35 protein-coding genes and 1 tRNA gene are annotated in these 25,484 nt (G+C 46.7%); 15 read left to right on the forward strand and 21 right to left on the reverse strand.

Going from position 1 to position 25,484, the window contains the following annotated elements; genetic code table 11:
• Nucleotides 1-42: 42 nt before the first annotated feature.
• The 4 genes from ASJ33_RS06650 to ASJ33_RS06665 all read right to left on the reverse strand — a co-directional run bounded on the left by ASJ33_RS06650 (nucleotide 43) and on the right by ASJ33_RS06665 (nucleotide 3,678).
• Nucleotides 43-1,449 (reverse strand): MFS transporter, encoded by a 1,407-nt coding sequence (locus tag ASJ33_RS06650; protein WP_012882346.1) that lies wholly within the window; start codon nucleotides 1,447-1,449, stop codon nucleotides 43-45.
• Between the two features lie 68 nt (nucleotides 1,450-1,517).
• Nucleotides 1,518-1,955, reverse strand: coding sequence for a universal stress protein (locus ASJ33_RS06655; RefSeq protein WP_012882347.1), 438 nt, complete (start codon nucleotides 1,953-1,955; stop codon nucleotides 1,518-1,520).
• A 509-nt stretch (nucleotides 1,956-2,464) separates the two neighbouring features.
• Nucleotides 2,465-3,112 (reverse strand): DUF502 domain-containing protein, encoded by a 648-nt coding sequence (locus tag ASJ33_RS06660; RefSeq protein ID WP_012882348.1) that lies wholly within the window; start codon nucleotides 3,110-3,112, stop codon nucleotides 2,465-2,467.
• Nucleotides 3,113-3,273: 161 nt separating this feature from the next.
• A complete protein-coding gene (locus ASJ33_RS06665; RefSeq protein ID WP_041331234.1) occupies nucleotides 3,274-3,678 on the reverse strand; it encodes a fasciclin domain-containing protein in 405 nt (134 codons plus the stop codon).
• A 197-nt stretch (nucleotides 3,679-3,875) separates the two neighbouring features.
• Between ASJ33_RS06665 and ASJ33_RS06670 the strand changes: the two genes are divergently transcribed.
• Nucleotides 3,876-4,469 (forward strand): glycosyltransferase, encoded by a 594-nt coding sequence (locus ASJ33_RS06670; protein ID WP_231854685.1) that lies wholly within the window; start codon nucleotides 3,876-3,878, stop codon nucleotides 4,467-4,469.
• A 67-nt stretch (nucleotides 4,470-4,536) separates the two neighbouring features.
• Here ASJ33_RS06670 and ASJ33_RS06675 read toward each other — a convergent pair whose 3' ends face one another.
• Entirely contained in the window at nucleotides 4,537-4,884 is a 348-nt protein-coding gene (locus ASJ33_RS06675) for a hypothetical protein (protein ID WP_012882351.1), read from the reverse strand.
• A 194-nt stretch (nucleotides 4,885-5,078) separates the two neighbouring features.
• Between ASJ33_RS06675 and ASJ33_RS06680 the strand changes: the two genes are divergently transcribed.
• Nucleotides 5,079-5,534: a rubrerythrin-like protein gene (locus ASJ33_RS06680; protein ID WP_023652619.1), complete on the forward strand. Its 456-nt coding sequence runs from the start codon at nucleotides 5,079-5,081 to the stop codon at nucleotides 5,532-5,534.
• A gap of 158 nt (nucleotides 5,535-5,692) precedes the next feature.
• Nucleotides 5,693-5,878, forward strand: coding sequence for a YegP family protein (locus tag ASJ33_RS06685; protein ID WP_012882353.1), 186 nt, complete (start codon nucleotides 5,693-5,695; stop codon nucleotides 5,876-5,878).
• Nucleotides 5,879-5,975: 97 nt separating this feature from the next.
• On the opposite strand, the gene ASJ33_RS06690 is transcribed toward ASJ33_RS06685, so the two are convergent.
• From ASJ33_RS06690 to ASJ33_RS06720, 7 genes are all read right to left on the reverse strand, one after another.
• The gene (locus tag ASJ33_RS06690; protein WP_236886591.1) at nucleotides 5,976-6,806 is read right to left on the reverse strand and encodes an alpha/beta fold hydrolase; all 831 of its coding nucleotides are present in this window, start codon (nucleotides 6,804-6,806) and stop codon (nucleotides 5,976-5,978) included.
• A complete protein-coding gene (locus ASJ33_RS06695) occupies nucleotides 6,793-8,166 on the reverse strand; it encodes a replication-associated recombination protein A (protein WP_041331236.1) in 1,374 nt (457 codons plus the stop codon). Before ASJ33_RS06695 ends, ASJ33_RS06690 begins: the two co-directional genes overlap by 14 nt.
• On the reverse strand, nucleotides 8,138-8,686 hold the full coding sequence (locus ASJ33_RS06700) for a hypothetical protein (RefSeq protein ID WP_041331238.1): 549 nt from the start codon (nucleotides 8,684-8,686) through the stop codon (nucleotides 8,138-8,140). The genes ASJ33_RS06695 and ASJ33_RS06700 overlap by 29 nt, the downstream gene beginning before the upstream one ends.
• A gap of 13 nt (nucleotides 8,687-8,699) precedes the next feature.
• On the reverse strand, nucleotides 8,700-8,975 hold the full coding sequence (locus tag ASJ33_RS06705) for a hypothetical protein (protein WP_041331239.1): 276 nt from the start codon (nucleotides 8,973-8,975) through the stop codon (nucleotides 8,700-8,702).
• 116 nt (nucleotides 8,976-9,091) lie between these two features.
• A complete protein-coding gene (gene amrB / locus ASJ33_RS06710) occupies nucleotides 9,092-10,408 on the reverse strand; it encodes an AmmeMemoRadiSam system protein B (protein WP_023652626.1) in 1,317 nt (438 codons plus the stop codon).
• Nucleotides 10,408-11,445, reverse strand: coding sequence for an AmmeMemoRadiSam system radical SAM enzyme (gene amrS / locus ASJ33_RS06715; RefSeq protein ID WP_041331240.1), 1,038 nt, complete (start codon nucleotides 11,443-11,445; stop codon nucleotides 10,408-10,410). The genes amrB and amrS overlap by 1 nt, the downstream gene beginning before the upstream one ends.
• A 72-nt stretch (nucleotides 11,446-11,517) precedes the next feature.
• On the reverse strand, nucleotides 11,518-12,426 hold the full coding sequence (locus ASJ33_RS06720) for a DMT family transporter (protein WP_041331242.1): 909 nt from the start codon (nucleotides 12,424-12,426) through the stop codon (nucleotides 11,518-11,520).
• Nucleotides 12,427-12,649: 223 nt separating this feature from the next.
• Between ASJ33_RS06720 and ASJ33_RS06725 the strand changes: the two genes are divergently transcribed.
• Nucleotides 12,650-12,724: transfer RNA gene (locus ASJ33_RS06725), tRNA-Met, on the forward strand.
• A 62-nt stretch (nucleotides 12,725-12,786) separates the two neighbouring features.
• Entirely contained in the window at nucleotides 12,787-13,011 is a 225-nt protein-coding gene (locus tag ASJ33_RS06730; protein WP_023652629.1) for a hypothetical protein, read from the forward strand.
• Between the two features lie 89 nt (nucleotides 13,012-13,100).
• Here ASJ33_RS06730 and ASJ33_RS06735 read toward each other — a convergent pair whose 3' ends face one another.
• Nucleotides 13,101-13,592, reverse strand: coding sequence for a YajQ family cyclic di-GMP-binding protein (locus ASJ33_RS06735; protein WP_023652630.1), 492 nt, complete (start codon nucleotides 13,590-13,592; stop codon nucleotides 13,101-13,103).
• Between the two features lie 159 nt (nucleotides 13,593-13,751).
• On the opposite strand from ASJ33_RS06735, the gene ASJ33_RS06740 reads away from it, so the two are divergent.
• On the forward strand, nucleotides 13,752-14,207 hold the full coding sequence (locus tag ASJ33_RS06740) for a YcxB family protein (protein ID WP_023652631.1): 456 nt from the start codon (nucleotides 13,752-13,754) through the stop codon (nucleotides 14,205-14,207).
• 408 nt (nucleotides 14,208-14,615) lie between these two features.
• Here ASJ33_RS06740 and ASJ33_RS06745 read toward each other — a convergent pair whose 3' ends face one another.
• A complete protein-coding gene (locus ASJ33_RS06745) occupies nucleotides 14,616-15,332 on the reverse strand; it encodes an AAA family ATPase (protein WP_012882363.1) in 717 nt (238 codons plus the stop codon).
• Nucleotides 15,333-15,478: 146 nt separating this feature from the next.
• Between ASJ33_RS06745 and ASJ33_RS06750 the strand changes: the two genes are divergently transcribed.
• Nucleotides 15,479-16,027, forward strand: a complete 549-nt coding sequence (locus ASJ33_RS06750) for a flavodoxin family protein (protein ID WP_041331245.1) — start codon at nucleotides 15,479-15,481, stop codon at nucleotides 16,025-16,027.
• Here the strand turns inward: ASJ33_RS06750 and ASJ33_RS06755 are convergent.
• Nucleotides 16,018-16,821, reverse strand: coding sequence for a GNAT family N-acetyltransferase (locus ASJ33_RS06755; RefSeq protein WP_041331247.1), 804 nt, complete (start codon nucleotides 16,819-16,821; stop codon nucleotides 16,018-16,020). The genes ASJ33_RS06750 and ASJ33_RS06755 overlap by 10 nt on opposite strands.
• 409 nt (nucleotides 16,822-17,230) lie before the next feature.
• Complete coding sequence (locus ASJ33_RS06760) at nucleotides 17,231-17,452, reverse strand: hypothetical protein (RefSeq protein WP_023652636.1); 222 nt, start codon at nucleotides 17,450-17,452, stop codon at nucleotides 17,231-17,233.
• A 254-nt stretch (nucleotides 17,453-17,706) separates the two neighbouring features.
• On the opposite strand from ASJ33_RS06760, the gene coaE reads away from it, so the two are divergent.
• Nucleotides 17,707-18,303, forward strand: coding sequence for a dephospho-CoA kinase (gene coaE / locus ASJ33_RS06765; RefSeq protein WP_023652638.1), 597 nt, complete (start codon nucleotides 17,707-17,709; stop codon nucleotides 18,301-18,303).
• Here the strand turns inward: coaE and ASJ33_RS06770 are convergent.
• The gene (locus ASJ33_RS06770; protein ID WP_041331249.1) at nucleotides 18,278-19,186 is read right to left on the reverse strand and encodes a complex I NDUFA9 subunit family protein; all 909 of its coding nucleotides are present in this window, start codon (nucleotides 19,184-19,186) and stop codon (nucleotides 18,278-18,280) included. The two genes, coaE and ASJ33_RS06770, sit on opposite strands and share 26 nt — an antisense overlap.
• A gap of 230 nt (nucleotides 19,187-19,416) precedes the next feature.
• Here ASJ33_RS06770 and rplU point away from each other — a divergent pair, with 230 nt between their 5' ends.
• The 4 genes from rplU to ASJ33_RS06790 all read left to right on the forward strand — a co-directional run bounded on the left by rplU (nucleotide 19,417) and on the right by ASJ33_RS06790 (nucleotide 21,275).
• Nucleotides 19,417-19,815 carry a 50S ribosomal protein L21 gene (rplU, locus tag ASJ33_RS06775; protein ID WP_172812221.1) on the forward strand — a complete coding sequence of 133 codons (399 nt, stop codon included), beginning with the start codon at nucleotides 19,417-19,419 and terminating at the stop codon, nucleotides 19,813-19,815.
• The gene (rpmA, locus tag ASJ33_RS06780) at nucleotides 19,805-20,059 is read left to right on the forward strand and encodes a 50S ribosomal protein L27 (RefSeq protein WP_023652641.1); all 255 of its coding nucleotides are present in this window, start codon (nucleotides 19,805-19,807) and stop codon (nucleotides 20,057-20,059) included. Before rplU ends, rpmA begins: the two co-directional genes overlap by 11 nt.
• 6 nt (nucleotides 20,060-20,065) lie before the next feature.
• On the forward strand, nucleotides 20,066-20,272 hold the full coding sequence (gene rpmE / locus ASJ33_RS06785; RefSeq protein ID WP_010937015.1) for a 50S ribosomal protein L31: 207 nt from the start codon (nucleotides 20,066-20,068) through the stop codon (nucleotides 20,270-20,272).
• A gap of 79 nt (nucleotides 20,273-20,351) precedes the next feature.
• Nucleotides 20,352-21,275 carry a DUF1385 domain-containing protein gene (locus tag ASJ33_RS06790; protein ID WP_041331253.1) on the forward strand — a complete coding sequence of 308 codons (924 nt, stop codon included), beginning with the start codon at nucleotides 20,352-20,354 and terminating at the stop codon, nucleotides 21,273-21,275.
• Here the strand turns inward: ASJ33_RS06790 and hisI are convergent.
• Nucleotides 21,268-21,582, reverse strand: a complete 315-nt coding sequence (hisI, locus tag ASJ33_RS06795) for a phosphoribosyl-AMP cyclohydrolase (RefSeq protein WP_012882372.1) — start codon at nucleotides 21,580-21,582, stop codon at nucleotides 21,268-21,270. The genes ASJ33_RS06790 and hisI overlap by 8 nt on opposite strands.
• A 130-nt stretch (nucleotides 21,583-21,712) precedes the next feature.
• On the opposite strand from hisI, the gene ASJ33_RS06800 reads away from it, so the two are divergent.
• Entirely contained in the window at nucleotides 21,713-22,171 is a 459-nt protein-coding gene (locus ASJ33_RS06800; protein ID WP_041331255.1) for a GNAT family N-acetyltransferase, read from the forward strand.
• 6 nt (nucleotides 22,172-22,177) lie between these two features.
• Here the strand turns inward: ASJ33_RS06800 and hisA are convergent, their stop codons facing one another.
• The 3 genes from hisA to ASJ33_RS06815 all read right to left on the reverse strand — a co-directional run bounded on the left by hisA (nucleotide 22,178) and on the right by ASJ33_RS06815 (nucleotide 23,621).
• Nucleotides 22,178-22,954 carry a 1-(5-phosphoribosyl)-5-[(5-phosphoribosylamino)methylideneamino]imidazole-4-carboxamide isomerase gene (gene hisA, locus ASJ33_RS06805; RefSeq protein ID WP_041331807.1) on the reverse strand — a complete coding sequence of 259 codons (777 nt, stop codon included), beginning with the start codon at nucleotides 22,952-22,954 and terminating at the stop codon, nucleotides 22,178-22,180.
• The gene (locus ASJ33_RS08635; protein WP_072555785.1) at nucleotides 22,918-23,160 is read right to left on the reverse strand and encodes a DUF2769 domain-containing protein; all 243 of its coding nucleotides are present in this window, start codon (nucleotides 23,158-23,160) and stop codon (nucleotides 22,918-22,920) included. Before ASJ33_RS08635 ends, hisA begins: the two co-directional genes overlap by 37 nt.
• An 80-nt stretch (nucleotides 23,161-23,240) precedes the next feature.
• A complete protein-coding gene (locus ASJ33_RS06815) occupies nucleotides 23,241-23,621 on the reverse strand; it encodes an NfeD family protein (RefSeq protein ID WP_041331257.1) in 381 nt (126 codons plus the stop codon).
• Between the two features lie 109 nt (nucleotides 23,622-23,730).
• Between ASJ33_RS06815 and gatC the strand changes: the two genes are divergently transcribed.
• Both gatC and gatA read left to right on the forward strand, forming a co-directional pair.
• The gene (gene gatC / locus ASJ33_RS06820; protein ID WP_023652647.1) at nucleotides 23,731-24,018 is read left to right on the forward strand and encodes an Asp-tRNA(Asn)/Glu-tRNA(Gln) amidotransferase subunit GatC; all 288 of its coding nucleotides are present in this window, start codon (nucleotides 23,731-23,733) and stop codon (nucleotides 24,016-24,018) included.
• A complete protein-coding gene (gene gatA / locus ASJ33_RS06825) occupies nucleotides 24,018-25,478 on the forward strand; it encodes an Asp-tRNA(Asn)/Glu-tRNA(Gln) amidotransferase subunit GatA (RefSeq protein WP_041331258.1) in 1,461 nt (486 codons plus the stop codon). The genes gatC and gatA overlap by 1 nt, the downstream gene beginning before the upstream one ends.
• The last annotated feature ends 6 nt before the right edge of the window (nucleotides 25,479-25,484 follow it).

Below are 25,484 nucleotides of genomic sequence, written 5' to 3' on the forward strand. Positions count from 1 at the left end.
ACTGTCAAATCTTAGAGAGTACTGGCAACTGCATGGAAAGTGTTATCTATCCAGTGCCCTTTTATCAGCCTCGTGTTTAACTGAGATTGAAGTGGAGGCATCAGATATATCCACCCTGTTGGTTTCCTTAATAAACATGAAACCCACTACCAAACATATACCGGCAATAGCCATAGGCCACCACAACCCGGCAAAGTCATTGCCTGTAGCATTGATAAGTATCATACCTATCATAGGAACCAAACCACCGAAGACACCATTACCCAGATGGTAAGGCAGAGACATGGAAGTATAACGTATCTTGGTGGGGAATAACTCTACCAGGAAGGCGGCAATAGGCCCGTAAACCATAGTTACATAAATCACCTGAATAAATACCAGGAGACCCAGCATCACAGGGTTGTAGCCTATATAATCAAACAGGAAATGCTGACCAGGGTCAGTAGGCGCAAACGCTGCCATCAAACCATATATAGGATAGTACGTCAGCACAGCCAGCAGCATACCTGTCAGCATTACCTTCTTCCTGCCTATCCGGTCAGAGAGAGACCCGAAGAAGACAAAGAACGGCATGGCCAATAACAAAGCCGCACCGACTATAAGGTTGGAATCAATGAGCGGGGTTTCAAAGATTTTTTGCAGATAGAATAGAGCATAGAACTGTCCTGTGTACCAGACCACGCCCTGACCCATGGTAGCCCCGAACAGGGCTATCAAAACCCAGCGCAGGTTGTAAGGATTGGCAAAGCTTTCCTTGAGCGGATTTTTCGAAACAGCCTTGGTATCCTTAAGCTGCTGGAACAAAGGAGATTCTTTTAGAGCTCTGCGTATCCAGAGTGACAGTACTACCAGCAATATGGATGCCATGAAAGGCAGACGCCAGCCCCATTCGTTGAAGTCTGCTTCTCCCAGACCTATGCGGGTAAGCAAAATAACACCCAGAGAAATAAGCAAGCCCAGTGTTGCCGTAGTCTGAATCCAACTGGTATAGAAACCGCGCTTTCCCTGCGGGGCGTGTTCAGCCACAAAGGTAGCCGCACCGCCGTACTGGCCACCCAAAGCCAGACCCTGGAGAATACGCATGGAAATAAGGATTATACCAGCCCAGGGGCCCAGAACATCCTGGGTGGGTAACAAACCGATAAGAAAGGTGCATGAGCCCATGATGGTAATAGTAATAAGGTAAGTAAATTTGCGGCCAACCAGATCACCTATCCGGCCAAAAACTATGGCACCGAACGGGCGAACCAGAAAACCGACAGCAAACGTGCCCAGCCAAGCGATAATATCGCCGATGGGTGTACCGGTATTATAGAATTTGCTGGCAATGGTAGTTGCCAAAGCACCGAAGATATAAAAATCATACCATTCTATAACCGTACCGGCGGAAGAAGCGAATATTACCTTCCATATACCTTTGGGAGTGGGGGGGCTAGATGTTTGCATCATATGTCCCTCCTATAGCTCTCTTTTAATTTATTTGTTAACTCTTTGCTTTGCCGCTGGAATTGTTAAGGTTATTCTTCCGAGCGGATAAGCATTATGGGAATATGGGAGTGACGAACAACCCGTTCGGCTACGCTTCCCAGTAACCAGCGGGCGGCACCACTCCGTCCATGTGTAGACATGGCAATCACGTCCACCTTCTCTTTCTCTGCTACATTCAGTATAACTTCAGCGGCTCCGCCTTCCCTTAACAGAACCCTGACATCATACCCCTCGCCTTTGAGTTTGTTTTCAACACCGGCCATATATTCCTTACCGGTGTCTACCTGTTCATTTACTGAAACAGCGGCAATGGCAGGGTCTGAAAATGCGAACTCCACAGCAGGATTAGACACCACATTTAAAAGCAGAATCTGGCTACCCTCTGAAAAGGCCAAAGCCTTGGCATGAGGTAATACTCCTTCAGCAACCTTTGAACCGTCCAACGGAACCAGGATCTTCTTGTACATTCATTACCTCCTGATAATTACTGGTCTTAACATGTACCTGACGGAAAAGACCTGCTTTTAGCGGTTTCCAAGTCCGATTGTATTTTATATATCACTTGCCGTTTATTTCCGTTTAAACCATAAAATGAGAGAAAACTACTCCCCTTCTATTTGTCGGATTTTTCGGCAAACCAGAAATAAAATACAATCAGTCAAGCGCTGTGATTACAGCAGACAGAGGTACCCTGCGTATACTAAAAAGCTATCAGTATCCGCAGAATAGAATAAAAGAAAAGTTGCTCATGCTTTCCGACCTCCTTAAGATTTACTCAGACAGTTAAAGGATAACTATGCCGGGGTAAATTCGGGAACCTCTCCTATTGGAGAACTAGGGAAGCAGAGAAATAAGAAGTGACAACAGAATAACCTAATTCAATAAATAATGTCAAATTCAGCCTTGTAAAAGGCTTTAAAAAGCCATTTCACAGCTAAATTGTCAACAAAGTTGTCACTACAAGGAAGCTTACTGTCTATGAAGAAGGGGTTTCTTCAGGGGCTTTTTTAGCAACAAAACTCTCCGGTGCAACAATACCGCTTGAGATAAGCATTTTTATAGCTACCTCTACCGGTATATCCGTACGCATCAGCTTTTCATCAGGAATCAGCTCCAGATAACCGCTGGTGGGATTGGGGACATTGGGGATAAAAACCAGATTGTATTCCTGTCCGTCTTCTTTGTTTACAACCCTGTTGGTTATAAACCCCATAGCCTTCAAACCGGGCTTGGGAAACTCCAGTATAACTACCTCGCGGAAAGATGCTTTCTTCAGGCCGGATATGCTCTCCAGTACCTGTTTAACCCCTTTTTGAATTTGCCCGAAAAGGGGCAGGCGATAAGCCAGATTTTCAAAGGTTTTTACCACCTTGTGCCCTAAATAATTGCTGAGAAGTATGCCGATTATGAGCACCAGCAGTATTGTAAGTACTACCCCCAGCCCCACTATCTCCTGGCCGAATATCCCGGACACGACAGGCTGGAGGATATGATCAATAGACTGAAAAAGCCAAATTAGAACAAGTATTGAAGCACCGACCGGCACAACTATAAGAATACCGGCTAAAAACCGGCTGCGCAGGTATTTCAGTATACGAGTCCAAATATTATTATATTCAAACATTTATTTCTCTCCGCAATAGCTGACTTCCAAACCAAATTATACCATTCCACCCTTTAAATACCGCATAAACAAGGACGGCAGTCACCCCCTCCGGATTAACTGCCGTCCGTTCTACCTCAAACCGGGTTACATATGCACCCGGTAAGGTCCGAACAACTATATTATTTGAGCGGGAATAACACTTTGTCAATAACGTGTATCAAACCATTGGCAGTTTCTATATCTTTGGTGACAATATGAGAGGTATTTATAGCCAGAATTTTACCGGAAATCTGAATCTCCACCGGTTTATCCAAAGCTGTATTAATGGAATACAATTTAGATAGCTCCCCAGCAGTATAACGGCCTGGTATGATGTGATAAAGCATTACAGATTTTAATTCAGATTCATTTTCCATCAGGTAGTCCAGCATACCTTCCGGCATTTTTGCAAAAGCATCATTATCCGGTGCCAATATAGTGAATGGCCCGCCCCTAAGGGTGACGATAAGGCCCACCTGGGTAACTGCTTTGCACAAGATAGAAAGATTTAAGTTTGCCGATGCAGTATCAATCAGATCCAACATAAATCCCTCTCCTCAGGCTATTAAATTTATTAACATCAGTTTAAACACCGGATTACCGAAATGTAAATACCTTTTTTGCTTTAGATATTTTTTTATTATGTAATTAACCGTACCCTTAAATATATTCTATTTAAAGGTACTTTATATCAATTCTGAGTATCACCAGCCTTTATTATTTGGGGCTAAAGTGAGAAAATATGGCGTTTAGAAAAAACTGGAGTAAAAATTTGGATAATAAGACGAAACTGAAACTCTGTCTGCTGGCTAATGCATCTGACGAGTTAAATTTGAAATGGGCAAATTCTTTCGCCAGACGCGGCCACGAGGTACACATATTCAGCTTTGACCAAATAAAAGACGGGGTTGAAATAGCAAAAGAAATCAAATTCCACCATTTAGTGTTTCCGGTTAAATACCCATTTACCTATCTGACTTTTTTTCAAGCTCAGCTTTCCTTGATGTCTCTAAAGCCGGATATTATCCATGCCATAAATATGTCTGACTACGGCATACTAGCCGGACTGGTCTGCCGTATAGGCTGCTTAAAGCCTATTACCCTGACAGCAGTCGGCCCTGATATACTGCATGATGCCCATACCGCCCACGGCTGGGCTATCAAACACGTACTGCCGCTTTCAAAAGTGGTTACCTGCGATACGGATGAAATCGCTCTGGATATGGTAAAACTGGGCATGAAAGAAGACCACATATTCCTTATGTCACGCAGCGGCGAACTGGATCTATCCCGCTTGGAGGCTACCTATCTTGCCATGAGGAAAACCCGCAGCTAATCCCTCCGAACTGCAAAAAGGGGTGGCAGTAATACTGCCACCCCTTTTTAAAATACCCTCAATAGAGTTATTTGACTGAATCCTTGAACTCAAGCCCCAGATGGAAACCCTTGTTCTTTTCTTCATAACCCTTGATGTCCAGCAGTTTCTCAAGCCAGAGCTTAGTTTCTACATAAGTTTCCTGAGCGATTTCGTGGCGGGGCTGGCTGAAAGTGCCGGCTTCTTTCTTTGAAGCATGCATTTCTTTCAGTTTGGTTTCAATCTGAGCCAGCCATTTGGCCTTGTCAGGCGCAGTTTCCGGATTAAATTTTTCTCCGTCTTTCAAACGAAAAGCATCAACGTACATACCAGCCGCTACTTTTGAATAATTCTCATTCAAAACGTAGCGGGTAGCTTCTCCCAATGTAAGTTCCATGTGTCCTCCTAGAAATCTTTGTATTAAATAACAGCCGCCAAACGGCAACTCTATGATACCGCAGAGAAAACATATATAATCTAATAAATGGGCAACCGTCTGGCAGGCAGTTGCCACCTTTTGAACGTTATATTATATGCCATATAACGCAATCTCTCAAGACATAAATTAAATACGCCTTAAGGAATACTGCTATGACTGAAATAATACAACTTATGGCAGATAACGAGACTCTGATAGGGCAGCTTTACCGTCTTTATGCCCAGCGTTTTCCGGCAGAAAAAGCATTTTTTCTTAGCATTGCATCCGAAGAGGACAATCACCATGACTGGATTATAAATATATCCAGGCAAGCTGCCGAACAAAATTCCCCGCTAAAATTAAAAACTTTTACCACTCTAGCCATCAAAGCGTATCAAAACTATATGCTGCAGGAAATGCAGCCGGAGAAAATTAAGAATTTAAACCTCCATCAGGCGCTCAGTATCAGTCTATATATTGAAAAATCCCTGTTGGAAAAACATTTTCTGGATGTATTTAAGAATGGCGATCCTAAACTTGAAAATATTACCAACTCTCTGGTAGCAGCCACCACTGAACATGCCAAACGGGTACAGGATAAACTGAGCGGTATAACCCAGAGAGATTAAACTGTAAACCCTACAACAGTATTTGCACAAAATATATTTGCTGCTTTTAAGCAGTTACTTAGCCTTAATCAGCCCCAAAATAAGTATTTGCCCTTATTGTATATTCAAATATATGTTTACCTATAATGGGTTAAATAAATAACTCTGAGGAGGCATTTATGGCGTCCAAATTTGAACTTTTCAAAGACAAAAAAGGCGAATTCCGGTGGAGATTGATAGCCAGCAACGGGCAGACGATTGCTGACTCCGGCGAAGGCTATACCACCCATGCCAATGCAATTAACGGCATTGAATCTGTCAAAAAAAATGCACCTGTTGCCCCAGTGGTAGACCTTAGTCAATAATAACCTGTCAGCTTAACTCTTTAACAAAATCAAGTGGCGGGCTGCAGCCCGCCACTTCTTTTCAATTCTAATACAGAATGGGATTTCAACTATAGAGCTAAAGGCCGTTTTGCTGTAAAAAACCGCGAAGCAGGCCGTTAAACGCCGACGGTTTTTCCAAAGCAGGCAAATGCCCGGCCTGTTTTATTTCCTGAAAAGAGGCCCGCGGGATTGCCTGGCTGAAACGTTCCCCGATAACATGCATATCAGGAACATCATGTTCGCCTACCAGTACCAGTGTAGGTATTTTAAGGCTCAGGTAATCTTCGGCCTGAGGGCGTTTTAACCTTTGTTCCCGTTTACCGCCAATTACTGCCTGATAGTTTTCTTCCAGCATTTTCTTACACAACCGGTAGACACCCTTGTCTATATCTGCGTTTGTCCGGCCGTTACCAACCAGCCAAATTTGTAAATAAAGCTCTATGGCTTTGGTCTTCTGTCCAAGCGAAATCAGTTCGTCCAGCTGGCGGTCAAGGTCTAAAAATTTTTCATCTGTATTGCGGTAACCGCGCATGCATGGGTCTACCAGCACCAGAGCAGAAACCATATCTGGGTGGAAAAGAGCCAAATCCAGAGCGTACGTACCACCCACCGAATTGCCCACCAGCACCGCTTTGTCTACACGCAAAAGATGCAGCAGTTCCAGCACATCACGGTAGTAGTTAAAAATATCATCGGTAATAACGCTCTGCCCGTAACCGCGCATATCCGGTGCGATTACATGGTAGTCTTTGGCAAATTCGCTGAGCTGGTTATGCCAGGAACGGCTGTCCGTAATGCCGGCATGCATAAATACCAATGCCTTGCCGGTACCCGCCTCCCTATATGATAAATCTACCCCCGGCAAACGGGCTATCTGAGGTGCAAATTCATTTTCAGCTGCCATCATGTTTTTCTCCTGTAGTTGTATCAGCTTTAGCATTTCCCCACCAGGCACGCAGCCTGTTTACGATATTAAGTTCATAACCCAGTTTACCCGGAAAATAAAACCGGCTGTTCTTGATAGCTTCAGGCAGATTTTGCTGCTTTACAAAGTGGTTCTGATAGTTATGGGCATATTTATAATCTTTGCCATAACCCAAATCTTTCATAAGGCCGGTTGGGGCATTGCGAAGGTGCAGCGGCACATCTGTCTGAGGGTTTCGGGCTATTTCCTTCTGGACACTGGAATAAGCTGCATATACGGAATTACTCTTGGGTGAAGTGGCCAGATAAATAACCGCTTCGGCCAGTGCCAGTTTGCCTTCGGGCATACCCAAGAAGTGGACTGCCTGCTGGGCGGCCATAGCTACCACCAGCCCCTGCGGGTCAGCCAGACCCACGTCTTCGGTGGCAAAACGGATTACCCGGCGGGCAATATATAAAGGGTCTTCTCCCGCTTCCAGCATCCTGCCCAGCCAGTAAATAGCCGCATCCGGGTCAGAGCCTCTCATAGTTTTGTGCAGGGCTGAAATCAAATCGTAGTGCTGTTCGCCGCTTTTATCATACCGCAGGCTTTTCTTCTGGGCGGCATCTTCAACCTGGGGCAAGCCTACCACCCTCCAGCCGTCTTTGTCCGGCGGGGTGGTCATAACCGCCAGTTCCAGTATATTTAAAGCGATACGGGCATCACCCTGAGCAAAGCTGCTGATATGCTTTTCGGCATCCTCAAGCAATCTGGCATGGTAATTCCCTAAACCATTTTGGTCTTCCAAAGAACGCTTGAGAATAAGCGATATTTCTTTTTCGGAAAGGGGATTTAAGACATATACCTGAGCGCGGGAAAGAAGGGCTGAATTTACCTCAAACGAGGGGTTTTCAGTAGTAGCACCGATAAGCACCACTGTGCCATCCTCTACATAGGGCAAAATGGCATCCTGCTGGGATTTATTGAAACGGTGGATTTCATCTATAAAAAGGATAGTCCGCCTGCGTTCAAATTTCAGGCGTTCACGGGCTTCCTCTACCACCCGCCGCAAGTCCGCCACCCCGGCTGAAACGGCACTCAGTGCCGAAAAATGGGCATCCAGACGACGGGCAATTATATTCGCCAGAGTAGTTTTGCCTGAACCCGGCGGCCCCCAAAAAATGAGCGAGGGTATTTTGTCACCCTCTATGGCCAGTCTGAGGGCGCGGCCTTCACCTATGAGGTGATCCTGCCCCACAAATTCAGACAGCCCCTCCGGACGCATTCTTGCAGCCAGCGGAGACTGGCTTTTTTTCAGTTTTTCAGCGCCTGCATCAAAAAGATCCATAATTCTTTCCGGCATGTTTACTGGCTATCAAAAGCACCTCATCCGGATGGTTGGTAGAAATAACCAGCTTGCGGTATTTGCTGTTTACCAGGTTTATAGAAACTGTAGGCGTTTTGGGAGTGATACAAACCAGTATCCGCCCCTTTTTATCCCAGGTCATACGCACGCCATAGCCGCCGTAAAAATCACGGTTGCGACCGTTTATTTCAGCCGATTCCACATCCAGCCAGGGGAAGAAACGATTGAAATAACCGAAGCGTATATAAATGCCTTCGGTAGAAAGGCTGATAAACATTTTGCGCATATTGTAGACCAGCAGTGTCACGCCCAGCATTACCAGAGCCATAAATATTACCAGCCAGTAAGGCACCTCATCCGCAGGCGTAGGCGGGTTGATGGCTAAATACCCCAGTAAGGATATTATAACCACACCTACAGCCGACTCAATAATAGCCATAATCTCCATAACCCTGAAACGCAGTTCTTCCGAATATATCTCACTGGCGTAAAAAAGCCGGTTATCTATCTTTGACATAAGTCTCCTATTATCAGGGTATCCAGATACTTTGGGCGGTGATTATATCTGCCATGCCGGGCAGCACCAGCGGAGAAGAAGATTTTGTGTAAAAAGCCAGCCCCTTGAAACTGGTAAGGTACTGGTGTCCGGATGCCGGCCAGCCGGATTTGGCGGTAACTATGAGCGGGTCTTTTACCCTGTTAAGCAAAGACAAAAATTCCTGCGGCTCCAGGCGGACTATAACCCCTGAGGCCTTGGTTGCCTGGGCGATGGCTGCATAAGCCCCGGCACCGCTTCCGTATGCCATGTTAGTCTGCCTCCAGCTTATAAGCTAAACCAAGAATAAACCAAAGGGAATTGTACCACAAGGCAGGCAAATTTACTTGTACCCGCCCGGCAAATATCCCCCGCCGTACTAAAATGCTAATGATATCTTTGCACTTCAAAACGATAAAGTTTTACCGGTGCATCTTCAGATATGCCAGCCTTCTGGCGGCAAATGGCTATCTGTTCTGACGGGGTATCCACCCCCTCCAAATCAGGCAGCAGCAGCCCCCTTAGGTGACCGCTTTCCACTATGACCCCGTACTTTTTGGCATCCAGACTGCCCTTATCTTCTATCGACTGGGGTGAAGCCAGCACATCAACACTGTAACTTAAAAACGGCAACTCCCACTCTGACACAGGTTCAAAGCGGGGGTCTTTGCTTGAGGAACTTACGGCATTAGAGACAATCTCGTCTGCAATATTATCAAAGCGGGGTTCAAAAGTGCCTATGCAACCCCGGAGTTCTCCCAGTTTTTTAATGGATACAAATACCCCTGCCTCACCTGAAAGTTCAGCGGATATTTCGGCTGAAGGGGTAATAACTTTTTTCTCTCTGACAAAAGTCTCCACCGCCGCTCTGGCAAGTGTTACCTGGGGGGATTCTTCAGTTTGCTCAACAACCAGACCTGCATACCCTACCACCTGATCCATGTGGTGAGTAATGTCGCCGCTAGTCTGGTAGGCCACCACTCTGGCTCTTTTAGCACCCATCTCTTTTACGGCAGTAAGCATGGCCGCAACCGGGGCATAACCGCACATGGTTATATGGTTTGCCTGTATCCTTTCCAGCATATCTGCGGCATCCAGCTTGACAATGGCATCCAGTGCCATGCTGTCTTTCAAGTGAGCTTCTGCCTGAGGCTCGTAATGGGTCATATCTGACGAGGCAATAATTATCGCTTCCCGCCCTGTTTCCCTGAGAGCACTGGCAATGCCATGCCCGATATCTTCCAGTGTTTCAGTCTTACCGAAAGAGAGCGTTATGGGAACGATTTTTATATCCGGCTTAAAGTACTGGAGTATAGGTATCTGCACTTCTATAGAGTGTTCATACTGGTGGGCAGACGGGTCTGCCTTTATATGGCGGCAGTATTTCATGATAGAGTGGGCCAGCGGAGAGTCTATTTCCACCTCTCCCATAGGTGTCTGCCAGATACCCGAAGCCATTATGGCATATTCCGCCCCGATACCGGTATGGCTGGGTCCAAGTATGATAACTGTCTCAGGCAAGTCCAAACGGGAGGCTACCGCCATGGCTACTCCTCCCGAATACGGGTAACCGGCATGAGGCATAACCGCACCTAAATACCGCTCCTTAGTCACCCCTTTTATTTCCAATGGGGTAATAACTGAACGAATTTTTTCTTTGCTGGCCGGATAATAACGTCCCGCCGCAGACGCTGGTCTTAACATTATTCACCTTCCGCCGGGGAAGAGAGCCGGATATAAAGCTTTGACTTACAACGCCGGCAGCAGTCATTTTCCAGCCCGCATATTTCACTGTCATAACCTTTGCGGCGGATAAGTACCTGCCCGCATTCAGAACAGATGGTAGTCTCGCTTTTATTTCCGGGCACATTCCCCATATATATATATTTCAGCCCTTCACCCTTACCTATCTCAACCGCTGTTTCCAGCGTCTCAATAGGTGTCGGGTGGATATCCTTCATATCCCGGCAGGGATAAAAACGGGTGACATGCCAGGGAGTAAGCTCCCCCAGACGGGTTTTTATCCAGCGGGCTATACCGGTAAGTTGTTCAGGGTCATCATTATACGTGGGAATAATATTTGTTACCACTTCCACATGCATGCCCCACTGAGTTTTTGCTCTTTCAGTAATAGCCAGTATCTTTTCCCAATGCTGTATTTTAGATAACTTTTTATAAGTATCCGCTGTAAAACCCTTTATATCCACCCGAAAAGCATCAAGATACGGGCCGATAGTATCCAATGCATCTGCGGTCATATAGCCATTGGTCACATATACGGTATATAAACCGCTGTTTTTGGCCAGACGGGCACAATCCAGCGTATATTCAAACCAGACCGTAGGTTCGTTATAGGTAAAGGCCATACCTTGGCAATGGTATTCTTTTGCCATGTTAACAGCCTGTTCGGGCAAAAGGGTGCGGGAGCTGAAAAGCCTTTCATAGGTATCAGGACAGGCAATCTCCCAGTTCTGGCAGCCGGTACAGTGAAAGTTGCACCCCCAGCTGCCCAGCGAAAACACCTGACTGCCGGGATAAAAATGATAGAACGGCTTCTTTTCTATGGGGTCTACCGCTACCGAAGAAGTACGCCCGTAATTAAGGCTGAACAGAGAGCCGCTTATGTTTTGGTAGACCTGACAAACGCCCAAATGGTTGGGATTTATACGGCAATTCCACTGGCAGGTATGACAGCGGGTTACTCCGTTTGGCATCTTTTGGTAGAGCAGGGCTTCGTGCATAATCGTTCCTTCGAGTAAATTATAACACCACACCCTGATAAAAAACACGGCTTCAAGCCGGTCTGCAAAGCGTCAACTGAAAAGGTTCATCACAGCAATACCGCTTACAGTTAAAACCACCCCGCATATCTGGAATATCCGCAGTCTTCTGCCCGCAGGCCATTCCAAAAGGAAACCCGGTATCAGCCGCATTAACAGGAAAGCGTATACCAGCACAAACAGGGGACGGGCACTGGAGATTGCCGAAACCAGCGAAATAGGGCCATGCTGTATAGACCAGAGAAGGAGCAGCATACCCCCGAACAGAAAAAGTTCATCTAAAACTATCAGGGAGTAACAAAGCACCGGCTTTGTAAGACCCTTCAGTTCAGAAAAAACACCCCTGCGGAGAGCTACCGCCAGCAGAAACAGGGCAAGGCATATACTGCTAACCCAGTAACTGTTCCAGAAGGTAATCACATCAAGCACGTGTTTATTGATAATGTCAGACCCGGATATAAGCAGCCCCGCTAGTATCAGCAAAACCGTGGTCTTACTGAGGCGGAACGGCCCGCTATTGCCGTTTTTCCGGGCAGATACCAGTATAACTCCCCCCACTACCGCCAATATAGCCAACCACCTGAGCAAACCTATGCTTTCGCCCAGTAACGGCACTGCCATAAGGCTTACAAAAATGGGGTAAGAGTAATATATGGGTATAACCCGCGAAACTTCTTCAGTCTTCAAAGCAAACAGCATTATGTAAACAGAACAGGCACGCAGGATACCGGCTGTAACCGCCAGCAAAATGATATCCGGGGGAGTACCCTCTGCAAAAGGAAATGCAAAAGCCAGCGGAATGTTGTAGATTACCATAAGGAGCCCTACCGGCAGGATAAAGGCTTTTAGACTGGGAAATCTTTTTTGGAGAAGATGCCCGTCCAGAATATTCACCATGCTCAAAAGAGCAGTGGCCAGTAGAGCCGTAAAAAACCAAGACATATCTAAACGACTTAGTCTACACTATAATGGCATATTTTTAAATGCCTAAGTACCTGTCTCTTTCATAGTGTCAATATCACCTGTTTGCAGCTAAATACCACCCTGATTTTACCCGCCGTAATATATCCGATAAGTGGCCGTCAGGCATTTATCCAAGATGCCGTATCCTTTTACTGCGTTTGACTTTGGCAAGTATTGTCACTATACTATCAGAGCATATTGACGCGGGGTGGAGCAGTGGTAGCTCGTCGGGCTCATAACCCGAAGGCCATAGGTTCGAATCCTATCCCCGCTACCAATTCTAAAGCTAAAAAGCCTTCCGGAAGAATACCGGGGGGCTTTTTCTATAGGAGGGAAAAAATGCTTAAAATCAGCGGCACCAAAAAAGAAGTGGCATACCTTACCATTAACTACAAGGACGGCACCAGAGAAACTCTGGATGACTATGCCCTGGTGGGATTAAGCGGTGAAACATGGTTCAGCCTGCTCCATGCCGAATTATCTGCGGATGATATGGTGGAGCTGAATAACCATATAGCTGACCTTACCTATAAAATACGGGATTTTCTGGATAAGAAAAAGTAAGCTTCCAGCTTAAATATCTTCTGGAATACTTCTTATAACAATAAAGCCCGCCTTAAAAGCGGGCTTTTCTTGGTTCCTGGTATAAAAGCCTAGCGTTTCATATTTACATATTGCAAGGGTACGTCAAAATCCTGCTGGCTGAGAAGACGCATTATCTCCTGCAGGTCATCTATCTGCTTGCCTGTTATGCGTATCTGCTCGCCTTGAATGGCAGAATCCAGCTTGAGCTTGGTAGATTTGATAAACTTGGTTATTCTGGAAGCGGTCTCTTTGGTTAGGCCGTCTTTTATTTTTATCTCGGTTTTGGCAGCACCCAGCGAAACGGTATGGGCATCCGCAATATCAAGACACTTGCTGTCCAGCTTGAAGCGGACGCACTGCTGAATCAGCGTTTCAATAATAGCCTTCAGCTTGAACTCATCTTCAGCAACAATCTCTATTTTCTTGTCTTTGCGGTTCAGTTCCAGTTCATATTTGGCATTTTTAAAATCATAACGGTTGCCAAGGTCACGCTTGGCATTATTCACGGCATTGTCCATGGCTTGCATGTCTACCGTGCTTACCACATCTAGAGACGGCATATATCCTCCCCTTCCAGCTTGTCCAATATTACTTCATTTTAGCACGTACAGGATTAAAATTCCGCAAATAAAAGCTGCAATAGATATTGTTATTTCGGCATACAAGGGCAATAATATACCAATATATACCCGTCCAAATAGCTAAGGAGTATAAAAACCTTGATTCAGATTGAATACACTATGAACAAAAAACACCTCCGCATGTATATGATTGAAAGGCTTAAAGGTTGGGGCATATATATTTTGTGTGTGGGACTGCTGGGTATAGGGGTGGGTATCTGGGCAGAAGATCCGGATAATATAGCACTTATACTGGGTATGCTGGTTTTCTTAGTTGTTATTGCATATTGCGGGTATGCTTTTCTAGTTAGAATAATAGCAAAAAATTCAAGCCCCACTGATAAGTGGGCTTTTAACGAAGACGGGATCCATCATGCTACCGCGACTGGTACAGGAATAATATACTGGACAGCTTTTAAGAAATGGCAAAAGAAAAAACATTTCTATTATCTGAAACGGAATATGCTAATCAGCCTGAATTTCCCTGTAGAAAGCATACCTGCCGAAAAACGCTTTGAATTTGAAGACTTGCTCAAGCGGAAAATAGGTAAATAAAAGCGGCTTTAAATATTCTTGTTGCTATACTGGTTTTGGGATGGTTACGTAAAACCCAAAGGCGAAGAATAACAGCTGCAAAAGACCTCTTAAAACAAAAAAGAGGCCTTCAAACCTCTTAAAAAATAAGCTGGTCCTGCCGCTAGCCCGATTACGCTCAGGGCTCCGCCCACGGGAGGGGACCTGGATGATAATTAAGCCGCTCGGCGCCTCAACCGACAGCACCCTGATTTCCCCCGGCAGGACCAACAATGTCTATCAACTTTTTAATCTTCAGGAAGTTTAGCCTAACCTGAACTGGTGATGCTAAATTATGACAGAATTATTCTGTTTTGGCAATACCATTTAACCGTCAAATATGCCTGATTCTTAAATTTAATAAACCCAAGCACCAGACGCCACTATATGCTACTTCTCAATAAATGACTCCGGCTCATTCAAAAAATCACGGTAGACCCGGTAATACTGGGTATCGTAATAGCCTATACTGGAGACAGGTGCAGTATCAAACGTGTATATAGAAGCACCGGGACATGCCAGCAATATAGGCGAATGGCTGACAATAATAAATTGATTATGGTCTGAGGCGGATGCCTGACTCAGAAGGTTCAGCAGCATGATTTGGCTTTTGGGTGACAGAGCTGTCTCAGGTTCATCCATAAAATACAATCCCTTTACCTTATAGCGTGATTCAAAGTATTTCATCAGCGATTGCCCGTGGGAACGGTTGGTAAGGGAGTCCCCGCCGAAGTATTTTAAAATATCCGGGGAAGCCGCCGCCCATTCATCCAGAAAACGGGTAAAGTCCTGAAAGGTGCGTGAATCAAAAAATGAGCCTTTTACCCCGCCCTTAGGCAAACCAAGCTCCAGATAGTCTGACAAACTATCCGCATAGGGGTTATTATCCAGCGTCAGGCGGCTGGTATCCTCCCAGATATGCACACCTGCCTTACGGCAAATAGCCCGAAGCAGGGTGGACTTGCCGCTGCCGTTTTCGCCAATGAAAAAGGTAACCGGTCTGTCTAATACTATCTGAGGTGTCTTATGCAGTACATCCAGATTAAAGGGATAAACGCTATTATCCGGAAATCTGTCCGACCTGATTTTCACATTATCCAGAAACATGGGGCATGCCTCATTTCCCAAAACTATATCTTGCCATTGTATGACTGCGGAATAAAGCTGTCAACGCATAAAGTGCAATAATACTGGACAGGCAGTCATCCGGCATGGTATTAAATAGCATATTTAAACCCCTAATGTGAGACGGTATGAATACAAAACTGAAAATAGTTTTAATAAGCGGATCACCCCGAAAAGGCAATACAGAGTACATACTGGGAAATCTGGACAAGCTGCTTAAAAAAGAGGGGGCGGATACCAGCTGTATATTGCTCAGGAAATACAACATCTGCGCCTGTACGGGCTGTCTGGCCTGCGAAACAGGTCTGCAAAACCAAAGGGGCAACTGCAAACAGAAAGATGACATGCCCGAACTGCTGGAACAACTGAAACAGGCGGATATATTAGTTCTGGGTACGCCCGTCTATTTTGAGATGCTGAGCGGGTTGATGAAAAACTTTATAGACCGCACCTGTCCCGTCTGGCCAAGCCTGCAGGGTAAAAAAATGGGTGGAGTAGCAGTGGCCGAAGAGGGTATAGGCCAAGCTCTGCTGAATTTGAAACAATACGCAGATGTCTGCCGTATGAAATACCTGGGCAGTCTGGAACTGCTGGCCAAAACACCTAAAGAAGCCAGCCATGACAGCTCTCTGCCTGAAAAAATAAAGGGCTTCGCTGATTTGCTGCTTCAGGGCTGAAGCAGCAGTGTTCGGCTGTAGGCCATTTCAAAACCCGCCCTGCGGGCATTACGTTCGGATGAATTGCCCGGTGCGGATACAAATACCATCTGGCGGACACCCATTTTACGAGCTATTTTCATGCGGTGCCGGATAAGAGCAGTCTGAACCCCATGACGTCTAAAATCCGGTAAAGTAGCATCCCCTCCCAGTTCAGCCATATTTCCCCTGACATATAAAACCCCGCCCCCGGCCGGTTTGCCATCAAGATAGGCCAGATAGGCTAAAGAGTTACGGCAGTGATAATTTGGCTCGCAGATGGTCTGCATAGCCGCAAGGTCTGAATCAGTACAGGAAAAACCCTGGCTGACCACATCCAGCCAGGTAAGGTAATTATTCTTATTAACCGGCCAAATAACAATGCCCTGAGGCTCTTTCATTTCAAGGTGAGAGCTGCTGACTTCGTGTACCAGTACACTGTCAAACTGATAAACTGTATAACCCCGTTTTCCCAGCATATAGACCATATTTTCTTCTACCAGCGGGCATACGTCCAGCATGGCTTTAAGACCATGGCTGTTATAAAATTCCTCTATGCCAGGCAAATCTTCTTCAAGCAGGGTTTCTTTTAGACCAAGACACATCACCCTGTTTATAGGTGATTCAGCTCCGTCATAGATGAGGAATGCCCCTTTGAACTCACGGACACAACTGTCTGCATCAGGGTGCAAACGCACTCTGGCTGCAACATAATCAACCCTGCGGTGAGCCTGAAGCTCCTCCAGCGAAGCGGCTAAAGGCAAAGTCAGATTCATATACCTAATACTTTACCCGCTCTGTCCTGTTTCCACAATAACCATACCAAAATATTGCCGTTACTTTTGTTATCAGTTATACAGACATACAGGTGAAGGCACAGACCGGAATACCGCCCTATAATATGCTGGCCCATTGACCAGTGTTTTCACGGAGGAGATAGTCCTAAAGCGCCCATAGGCGTATTTATGCCTGCCAATCCAGTTACAATAACAGCTTTTCCCCCTGAATTTACACAAACTTCATTGCGTCAGACAGGAAATCAAATCTGTCTTCAACACACTGCACCCCCTGCCTGAAAAGGATTCATCCCCATTCAAGCAGGTCATGGTTCGGGCTGAATCAAGCCGAAAACAGCCAGCTATACCTGCAGTTTACAGAAAGCAGTACCGGCAGATTTATATCCTGTCAGGAGGCCTTGTTGGCCAGGGGCAACTCGGGCTTATCTTCGATAACGGCAGCCTCCAATTTACGAAGGATGCCGAATAAAATCTTTTCCCTGGCATGCAAGGCTTTTTTATAAGTATCTGTTTCGGTATGGATTATCTCCACACGGAGCTCGCCAATGTAATTTTTGAGTATCCCCGCCAGCAGCTCCCTTTCAGGCATGGTTAAACTTTTAGTCTTCATAAATCACCTCCCGGCGGCAATTTCGCCATCTGTTTAGGAAGTGCCAACCTATATTTCCACTATCCCACAAGGGCATCAACCCCACAATTAGTAGGCATACGTATTTAAATATAAAGAGCGTCTTAGTTTTGTCAGGCATATACTTAGACAAGAATACACCCGCTTTGAAAATGGAAACTGAGATTTCTGGTATACAGAAACATCTTTGCGCAAATTTACTTGACCTGATTTTTTTAAAAGACTAGACTAATTCAATGAAAATTGTAGGCATTACCGGTGGTATCGGCAGTGGCAAGACTACCGTATGCCGTTATTTAAAGGAACTCGGAGTCAATATCATTGATGCCGACGAGATTGGCCACCGTGTACTCCAGAATAAAGGTATCCGCACCAGGATAACAGATGTATTCGGCAGCGAAGTGATGAACCCTGACGGGAGTATCAACCGCAAGATACTGGGGGAACTGGTTTTCGGTTATCCCGAAAGACTGGAACGCTTGAATAAAATCACCCACCCCCTGATAGAACAGGCCATTTCCTCCCTGCTTGAAGAATACCGTGAAAAGGGCATAAAATCAGTAGCCATTGAAGCCCCTCTGCTGGTAGAAGCAGGTTGGCTGAAGCTGGTAAATGAAGTCTGGCTTATCACCGCTCCCAAAGAGAGCATCTTCAAACGGCTGCACAACCGCATGGGGCTAAGCCGTGAACAGGCTCTGGCCCGTATCCAGTCCCAAGCAACCGATAATGAACGCCTCAAATACGCAAACCTGGTGATAAACAACAACTGCCGTTTTGAAGACTTGAAAACCTGCGTTCAGCTACTGGCTAAGGAACGGCTGGAGCTGTCTTAAGGTAATCAAGCCCTTCCGAAAGAGGCCTGGGGTCAAAACCAAACTCTCTCTTTATAGCATTTTCTGCAGTTATGTTGTCTACTGACAAAGCTTTAAGCTCTGGCAGAGTAATAGGCGGATTGGAACTGGTGCGTTCCATCAGCCAAACCAGCGGATGCATCAAACTCACAGGTACATGCATCCGGGGCTTTTTTACCCCCATAGCCTGCATCACCGCCGAAAGAACCTCATCATAAGTAAATATCTGGGGTCCGCCAATCTGTACGCTCTGATGTATCTTTTCACCGTCCAGCATTTTCAGCAGGCAGCTGACCACGTCCTCCACCCAGACAGGCTGAAGGCGGGTTTTCCCGTTTCCGGCAACTGGGGCAAGTAAGGGATAGGGCTTAAATGAACGGATAAGGGCATTTATAAACCCGGCTCCCTGTCCGAACATGACCGAAGGCTTTAAAATACTGTAATCCAGACCTGATTTGCTGACCGCTTCTTCAGCCAGATACTTGGAATGGAGGTAGGTAAAACGGGGGTCCGCGCTGGCACCCAATATCCCCATATGGATAAACCTTTTTACCCCGTTTTCGGCAGCGGCCGCCAGCATATTCTTTGTGCCTTCTATATTTACCTTCTCAAAGGTAGCATTTTTATTTTCACGCAGTATGGCCACCAGATGTATGACGGCAAAAATACCCTTCATACTCTCCATAAGCACCGGCAGGTCATTAACCGTACCGTACACAAACTCCACTCCGGGGGTTTTTACCCGCTTGGCTTCAGCCTCATTCATAACCAGCAGACGGATTTTAAAGCCGTTTTCAGCCAATCTGGGCAGCAAATGCCCGCCCACAAACCCGCTGCCGCCAGTGACAAATACTCTGTTAGTCATTTTGCCCCTCCTTCACCTGATACTTTGAGTATAACTCCACATGCCCGCCGAGATGTATATCCCCCAAAAGAATATTTTGCTAATTTGGCGGTTTTAGGCTAAATTATAGGGACAAGTTTTGCAGAGGTTCTTGACAAGCGTCTCTGAACATATTATTTTTAGAAGGTTTTGTTTAAAAGCCAGGTGGCTTTGCGTTTTAATATATTCTACTGTATAATATTGCTTTGCTTTTGGGAGGTGTCAACATTTACGCCATAATTGAATCCGGTGGAAAACAATACAAGGTAACACCCGGCCAGCTGGTCGAAGTAGACTTACTTGACCTAGCTGAGGGTGACAGCATTGAACTGGACAAGGTTCTGATGCTTAATGACGGTGAAACCGTTACTATAGGCTCCCCCACTGTTCCGGGTGCCAAGGTAACTGCCACTGTTGCCGGCCATATCAAGGGTGACAAGGTCTTTGCTTACCGCTTCAAGGCTAAAACCCGCAATCACAAGAAAACGGGACATCGCCAGCTGTACACTGTACTGACTATAGGTGAGATTCTGACCGGCGGGGCTGCCGAAAAGCCTGCCCGCAAGCCCAGAGCCAAGAAAACTAACGAGGTAACTACAGATGGCGCATAAAAAAGGTGCGGGTTCTACAAAGAACGGACGTGATAGCAAGCCCAAAATGTTGGGCGTGAAACGTTTTGCCGGTGAAAAGGTGAACTCAGGGACAATTATTGTCCGCCAGAGAGGCACCCGCATTCACCCCGGTGAAAATGTCGGATTGGGCCGCGATTACACCATCTTCGCCACCTGCGAAGGTGTGGTAAAGTTTGAGCCCACCACTAATGACAGGAGGAAAGTCAGCGTAATTGCTGACTAAGGTCGTATGAAGGAAAAAATACACCCTAAATATAATACCGCCACCAACGTAAGCTGTGCCTGCGGCAACACTTTTACCGTGGGTTCTACTAAGGACAGCATCAAGGTAGAGCTTTGTGCCCAGTGCCACCCCTTCTACACCGGTGAGAAAAGAATGGTTGACACCGCCGGACGGGTGGAGAAATTCCGCCAGCGTTACGGCAACAAAACCTAAGCATTTACCATTTAAAAATGCGATAATAAAAGGAGCGGTACTAAAAGCCGCTCCTTTTTGTTTATGACGGAGTAGTATATTGGCAGAAAAATTTTATTACGGCGGACAGGCGGTACTTGAAGGGGTAATGATGCGCGGCCAGAAAAACCTGGCCACTGCGGTACGCAACCCCGGCGGTGAAATCACCACCGAAGTAAGACCCCTGCATTCGCTTTATACCAGCAAATGGCGCAAAATGCCCATTATACGGGGGGCTATTGTACTTATTGAGAGCATGATTCTGGGTATTCAGAGCCTTATATATTCGGCCAATATAGCCCTGAAGGAAGAAGAAGAAGAACTTTCAGGCGGGCTTTTGTGGCTGATGCTTTTGGTGTCACTGGGTTCCAGCGTAGTCCTTTTCTTTCTGGCGCCCTTGTTCATCACTAACCTTATGAGTTCATTTCTGGAATCAGCCGTTTTGTTTAACCTGATTGAGGGTATAGTAAGGCTGGTGATATTTGTCATTTATATAAAACTGGTTACCCTGACACCAGATATCAAACGAGTATTTGGTTATCACGGGGCAGAACACGCCACCATAAATGCCTTTGAGGCCGGTGTGCCGCTTGAACTGGAAAGGGCTGCCGAAATAAAAACTTACTCTACCGCCCACCTCCGCTGCGGCACCAGCTTTCTGCTGGCGGTAATGGTAATAGCCATACTGGTATTCAGCCTGATAGGCAAGCCTGCCTTTGCGGTTATGTTTGCTTCCCGGATAATACTAGTGCCGGTAATCGCGGCCTTAAGCTATGAATTTACCCGTTTCAGCGCCGGACACTGCCACAACCCGGTAGTCCGTTTTTTGATTAAACCGGGCCTGGCTTTGCAGTCACTGACTACCCGCCAGCCGGATATAAAGCAAATCGAGGTTGCCATCACCGCCCTTAAGAAGACAGTTGAGATGGACAACCCCGATTATATTCCCCAAAAAGCCTGCCCCGAGTGCGAAGCGGCTATTTAAGCTCTACAGGTTTGAAAAAACAGCTGCGGTTGCCGGTATGGCAGGTAGGACCCATAGGTTCAGCCTTTACCAGCACGGCGTCATTGTCACAGTCAAGATACATCTCTTTGACAATGAGCTTGTTGCCGGAGGTGGCGCCTTTATTCCAAAGCTCCTGGCGGCTGCGGCTATAAAACCAAACACTGCCGGTTTCCTGAGTAAGCTTGAAGGATTCGGTGTTCATATAGCCCAGCATCAACACTGTGCCATCCTTCACATCCTGCACTATGGCGGCTATAAGCCCTTTATCATCCAGTTTGAGTTCCATTTGAATACATTATCTCCCGTTTTTATTTTTGCGTAGAAAATGTTATTTTATCAGGAATTGATTTAAAGTGCATCTTGTAAGTGATATTAAACATTGAAATAAGCAGCCAGCTAAACACAGGAGGTACATTTTGGAGAAGTCACTTTGCATCCGACGGGCAGACAGCCGTGATACAAATACGATTGCCGGTTTTAATGCATCTATGGCCCTGGAAACCGAAAACAAGGCACTGGATAGAGATACTACCCTGAAAGGGGCCGCTTATCTTTTTGAAAACCCCGAATACGGCTTTTACCTGATAGCCGACTGTAACGGGGAAACCGCCGGTTCGCTTATGGTTACCTACGAATGGAGTGACTGGCGGAATAAATTTTACTGGTGGGTGCAAAGCGTATATATAAAGCCCGAATTCCGCCGCCAGGGTATCTTCCGGGCTATGTATGAAAGTCTGACTAAGCAGGCTAAAGAAGCAGGCAATGTCTGCGGCCTGCGTTTATATGTAGAGAAAGAAAACAAACGCGCCCAAGCCACCTATGCCGAACTTGGCATGACCCCCAGCCATTACCTGATGTATGAAGCAAATTTCTAAGCTAATCTAGGACAACTCTTCAAAGGCCCGTTTAAGGTTCAGGTCACCGGTATAAATGGCCTTGCCCACAATAGCCCCCTCCGCACCGATATCTTTCAAAAGGCGCAAATGGCTCAGGCTGGAAACACCCCCTGAAGCTATAACCGGCATATTTATAGCCGAAATAAGGTCTCGTATAGCCGCAAAGTTAGGTTCACTCAGAGTGCCGTCACGGCTGATATCAGTGTAAATAAAACGCTTCACACCCAGTTTTTTCATACTGCGGGCCAGCTCCAAAGCATCCACTTCGGTACTGTTTACCCAGCCGCGGGTGGCCACCTTGCCGTTCCTGGCGTCTATACTGACGGCTACCGAGTCAGCGTATCTGGCACATATTTCCCTGACCAGCTCCGGGTTTTCCACCGCTGCCGTACCCAGTATTACCCGGTCAACCCCGGCCGTAAGCAGTTTCCTTACTGTATCCATACTGCGGATACCGCCGCCCACTTCCACCGGTATAAGGGCCGAATTGGCTATTTCCCGTATAAGCTCAAAGTTAACACTTTCCCCGTCAGCAGCACCGTCCAAATCCACCACATGCAAACGGGGAGCGCCCAGAGACTGCCATCGCATAGCCGTACCCACCGGGTCTGGCGAATATACTGTTTCCTGGGCATAATCACCCTGAAGAAGGCGGACACACCTGCCGCCTAAAATATCTATTGCCGGTATTATTTCTATTTTGACACCTCTCTTGAAACTACCGCTTAAATACGGGATAACGGAGCCGCACCGCTGCTGCAGTAATATGTCTCCGCAAAATGGTTCAGCTTCCATACCCGGCACTGGGGGCAAAGACAGCTTGTTTTGCTGATTACATACGGGCTTTTTGCCCTCTCACAGTAGACCACTTTATCCTTATGACCGGGGTAACTGGGGCATTTTTTACACAGACAGAGCTTATTGTTAAACCCCAGTATCAGCCTTTTAACCGGATTATTGTTATTCACGCTTAAGCCCCCTTTTACCGAGACCTGCCTGAGATTGCCGCCATTATAACATCTTGGCGGTTTTTAGCGAAAGAACGGCTCTATTTGGGTTTTACTCTAAGACGCATTTTATCCCGTCCTATTACCACCACTTCCTGCCCGCTGGATATGCCTGCTTCGGAAGTAACTGCCTCCCAAAGCTCTCCATCCAGCCGTACCATACCCCGAGGATTTAAGTTTTCTACCACTACCGCACTGCTGCCGATAATAGTTTCCGCACCGGTACGGGGTTTTTGGTCTAAGGTAACCGTACCCACATGGTAAAAATACACCGCTAATACCAGCAAAACCCCCTCAGCAAGCAGTACCACCCAAAGCGGCAAATGAAAACCCGCCTTCGGCAGCAGCCACAAACCCAGCAGGGCAATGCCTGCCCCTTCTAAAAGCGTAGTAAATACAGTCCAGACCAGGCGGATATTCATACCGCTATTATAGCAATAACACCTTTCCCTTAATACAGCTAAAAGCGGGCTTTGTTGCCCGTATTTAGCGGCAGTGTTATAATCTGGGGACTTGTAAACGGGGGATATTATGAAGCTAAACCGCGAAGATGTACTCCATATTGCCCGCCTGGCTAAACTGGGGCTGGAGGAAGATGAAATAAACCGCTTGAGTAAAGAGCTTTCAGCCTTGCTGGAGCATTTTGAGGTACTGCAGCAGGTGGATACCACCGGCGTAGAGCCGACCGCCCAGTCCACCCCGGTTAAAAGCGTACTTAAAGAGGATATTATAAAGCCCTCTTATGACCGTGAGGAGATACTTTCAAATGCCCCCAAACGCGAGGGTGATTACGTGCGGATACGGGCGGTGATGGAATAATGACAGATTTAATCAAGCTGACCATTGCCCAGTCCCATAAACTGCTGAAAGAACGAAAGCTATCTTCCGCCGAGCTTACCCAAGCCCATCTGGACAGGATAGAAAAACTTGAGCCTGAGATAAAGGCTTTTATGACTGTCTGCCCTGAGAGTGCTTTAGCCCAGGCTAAAGCGGCTGACGAAACTATAAAACAGGGGCATATCCGCCCGCTGACCGGTATCCCCATGGCCCTTAAAGATGTATTATGCACCAAAGGTATCCGCACCACCTGTTCCTCCAAGATGCTGGAAAACTTTGTGCCCCCGTATAATGCCCACGTGGTGGATAAACTGGCCGAAGAAGGGGCGGTGCTGCTGGGTAAAACCAACATGGACGAGTTTGCCATGGGTTCTTCCACCGAAAACTCGGCCTTCTTTACCACCCGAAACCCTTGGAATACCGCCAAAGTTCCCGGCGGCTCTTCCGGAGGTTCGGCTGCCTGCGTGGCTGCTTCGGAAGCGGTCTTTTCACTGGGTTCGGATACCGGCGGGTCTATCCGCCAGCCGGCCAGCTTCTGCAGTGTTACCGGACTGAAACCAAGCTACGGCATGGTAAGCCGCTACGGGCTGGTAGCCTTTGCCAGTTCGCTTGACCAGATAGGCCCTTTTACCAAAGATGTTTTGGACTGTGCTCTGGTAATGAATGCTATTGCCGGCTTTGATGACCGTGACTCCACCTCCGTCCCCCAGGCAGTGCCAGATTTCAGCAGCTGCCTTGACGGGGATATAAAGGGGTTTAAACTGGGTGTACCCAAAGAATATTTCAGCCAGAATATGAGGGCGGATATAGCCGAGAAGATAAATGACGCGCTGAGCGTACTTTCGGGTCTGGGTGCAAGCGTAGACCACGAGGTATCTCTGCCCCATACTCCATACGCACTGGCGGTTTATTACATACTGGCACCCTCCGAGGCTTCGGCCAATTTGTCACGATATGACGGGGTAAAATACGGTTATTCTTACAACCAGACCGAAAACATGTGGGAAGCTATGGAAAAGACCCGCGCCAAAGGATTCGGACCTGAAGTAAAACGCCGTATTATGATAGGCACTTATGCCCTTTCTGCCGGCTATTATGACGCCTGGTATGTCAAAGCCCAGAAGGTACGCACACTTATAAGTCAGGAATTTAACAATGCCTTTGAAAAATATGACGCCCTGATAACCCCTACTACCCCCAACCTGCCTTTCAGTGTCGGTGAAAAGCTGAATGACCCCTTTGAGATGTACATGTGTGATACCTGTACTATCCCCATAAATATTGCCGGATTGCCCGCCATAAGCATACCGGCTGGTTTCGTAGATGGTTTACCGGTGGGTTTACAAATTATAGGCAAGCCCTTTGCTGACCAGACTATCATGCGCATAGCCCATGCCTTCCAGTGCGCCACTGCCTGGCACAAGGAAACGCCCAGGTTATAGAGAGGT

The sequence above is a fragment of the Dehalococcoides mccartyi genome (assembly GCF_001889305.1).
GTDB classification, from domain to species: domain Bacteria; phylum Chloroflexota; class Dehalococcoidia; order Dehalococcoidales; family Dehalococcoidaceae; genus Dehalococcoides; species Dehalococcoides mccartyi_A.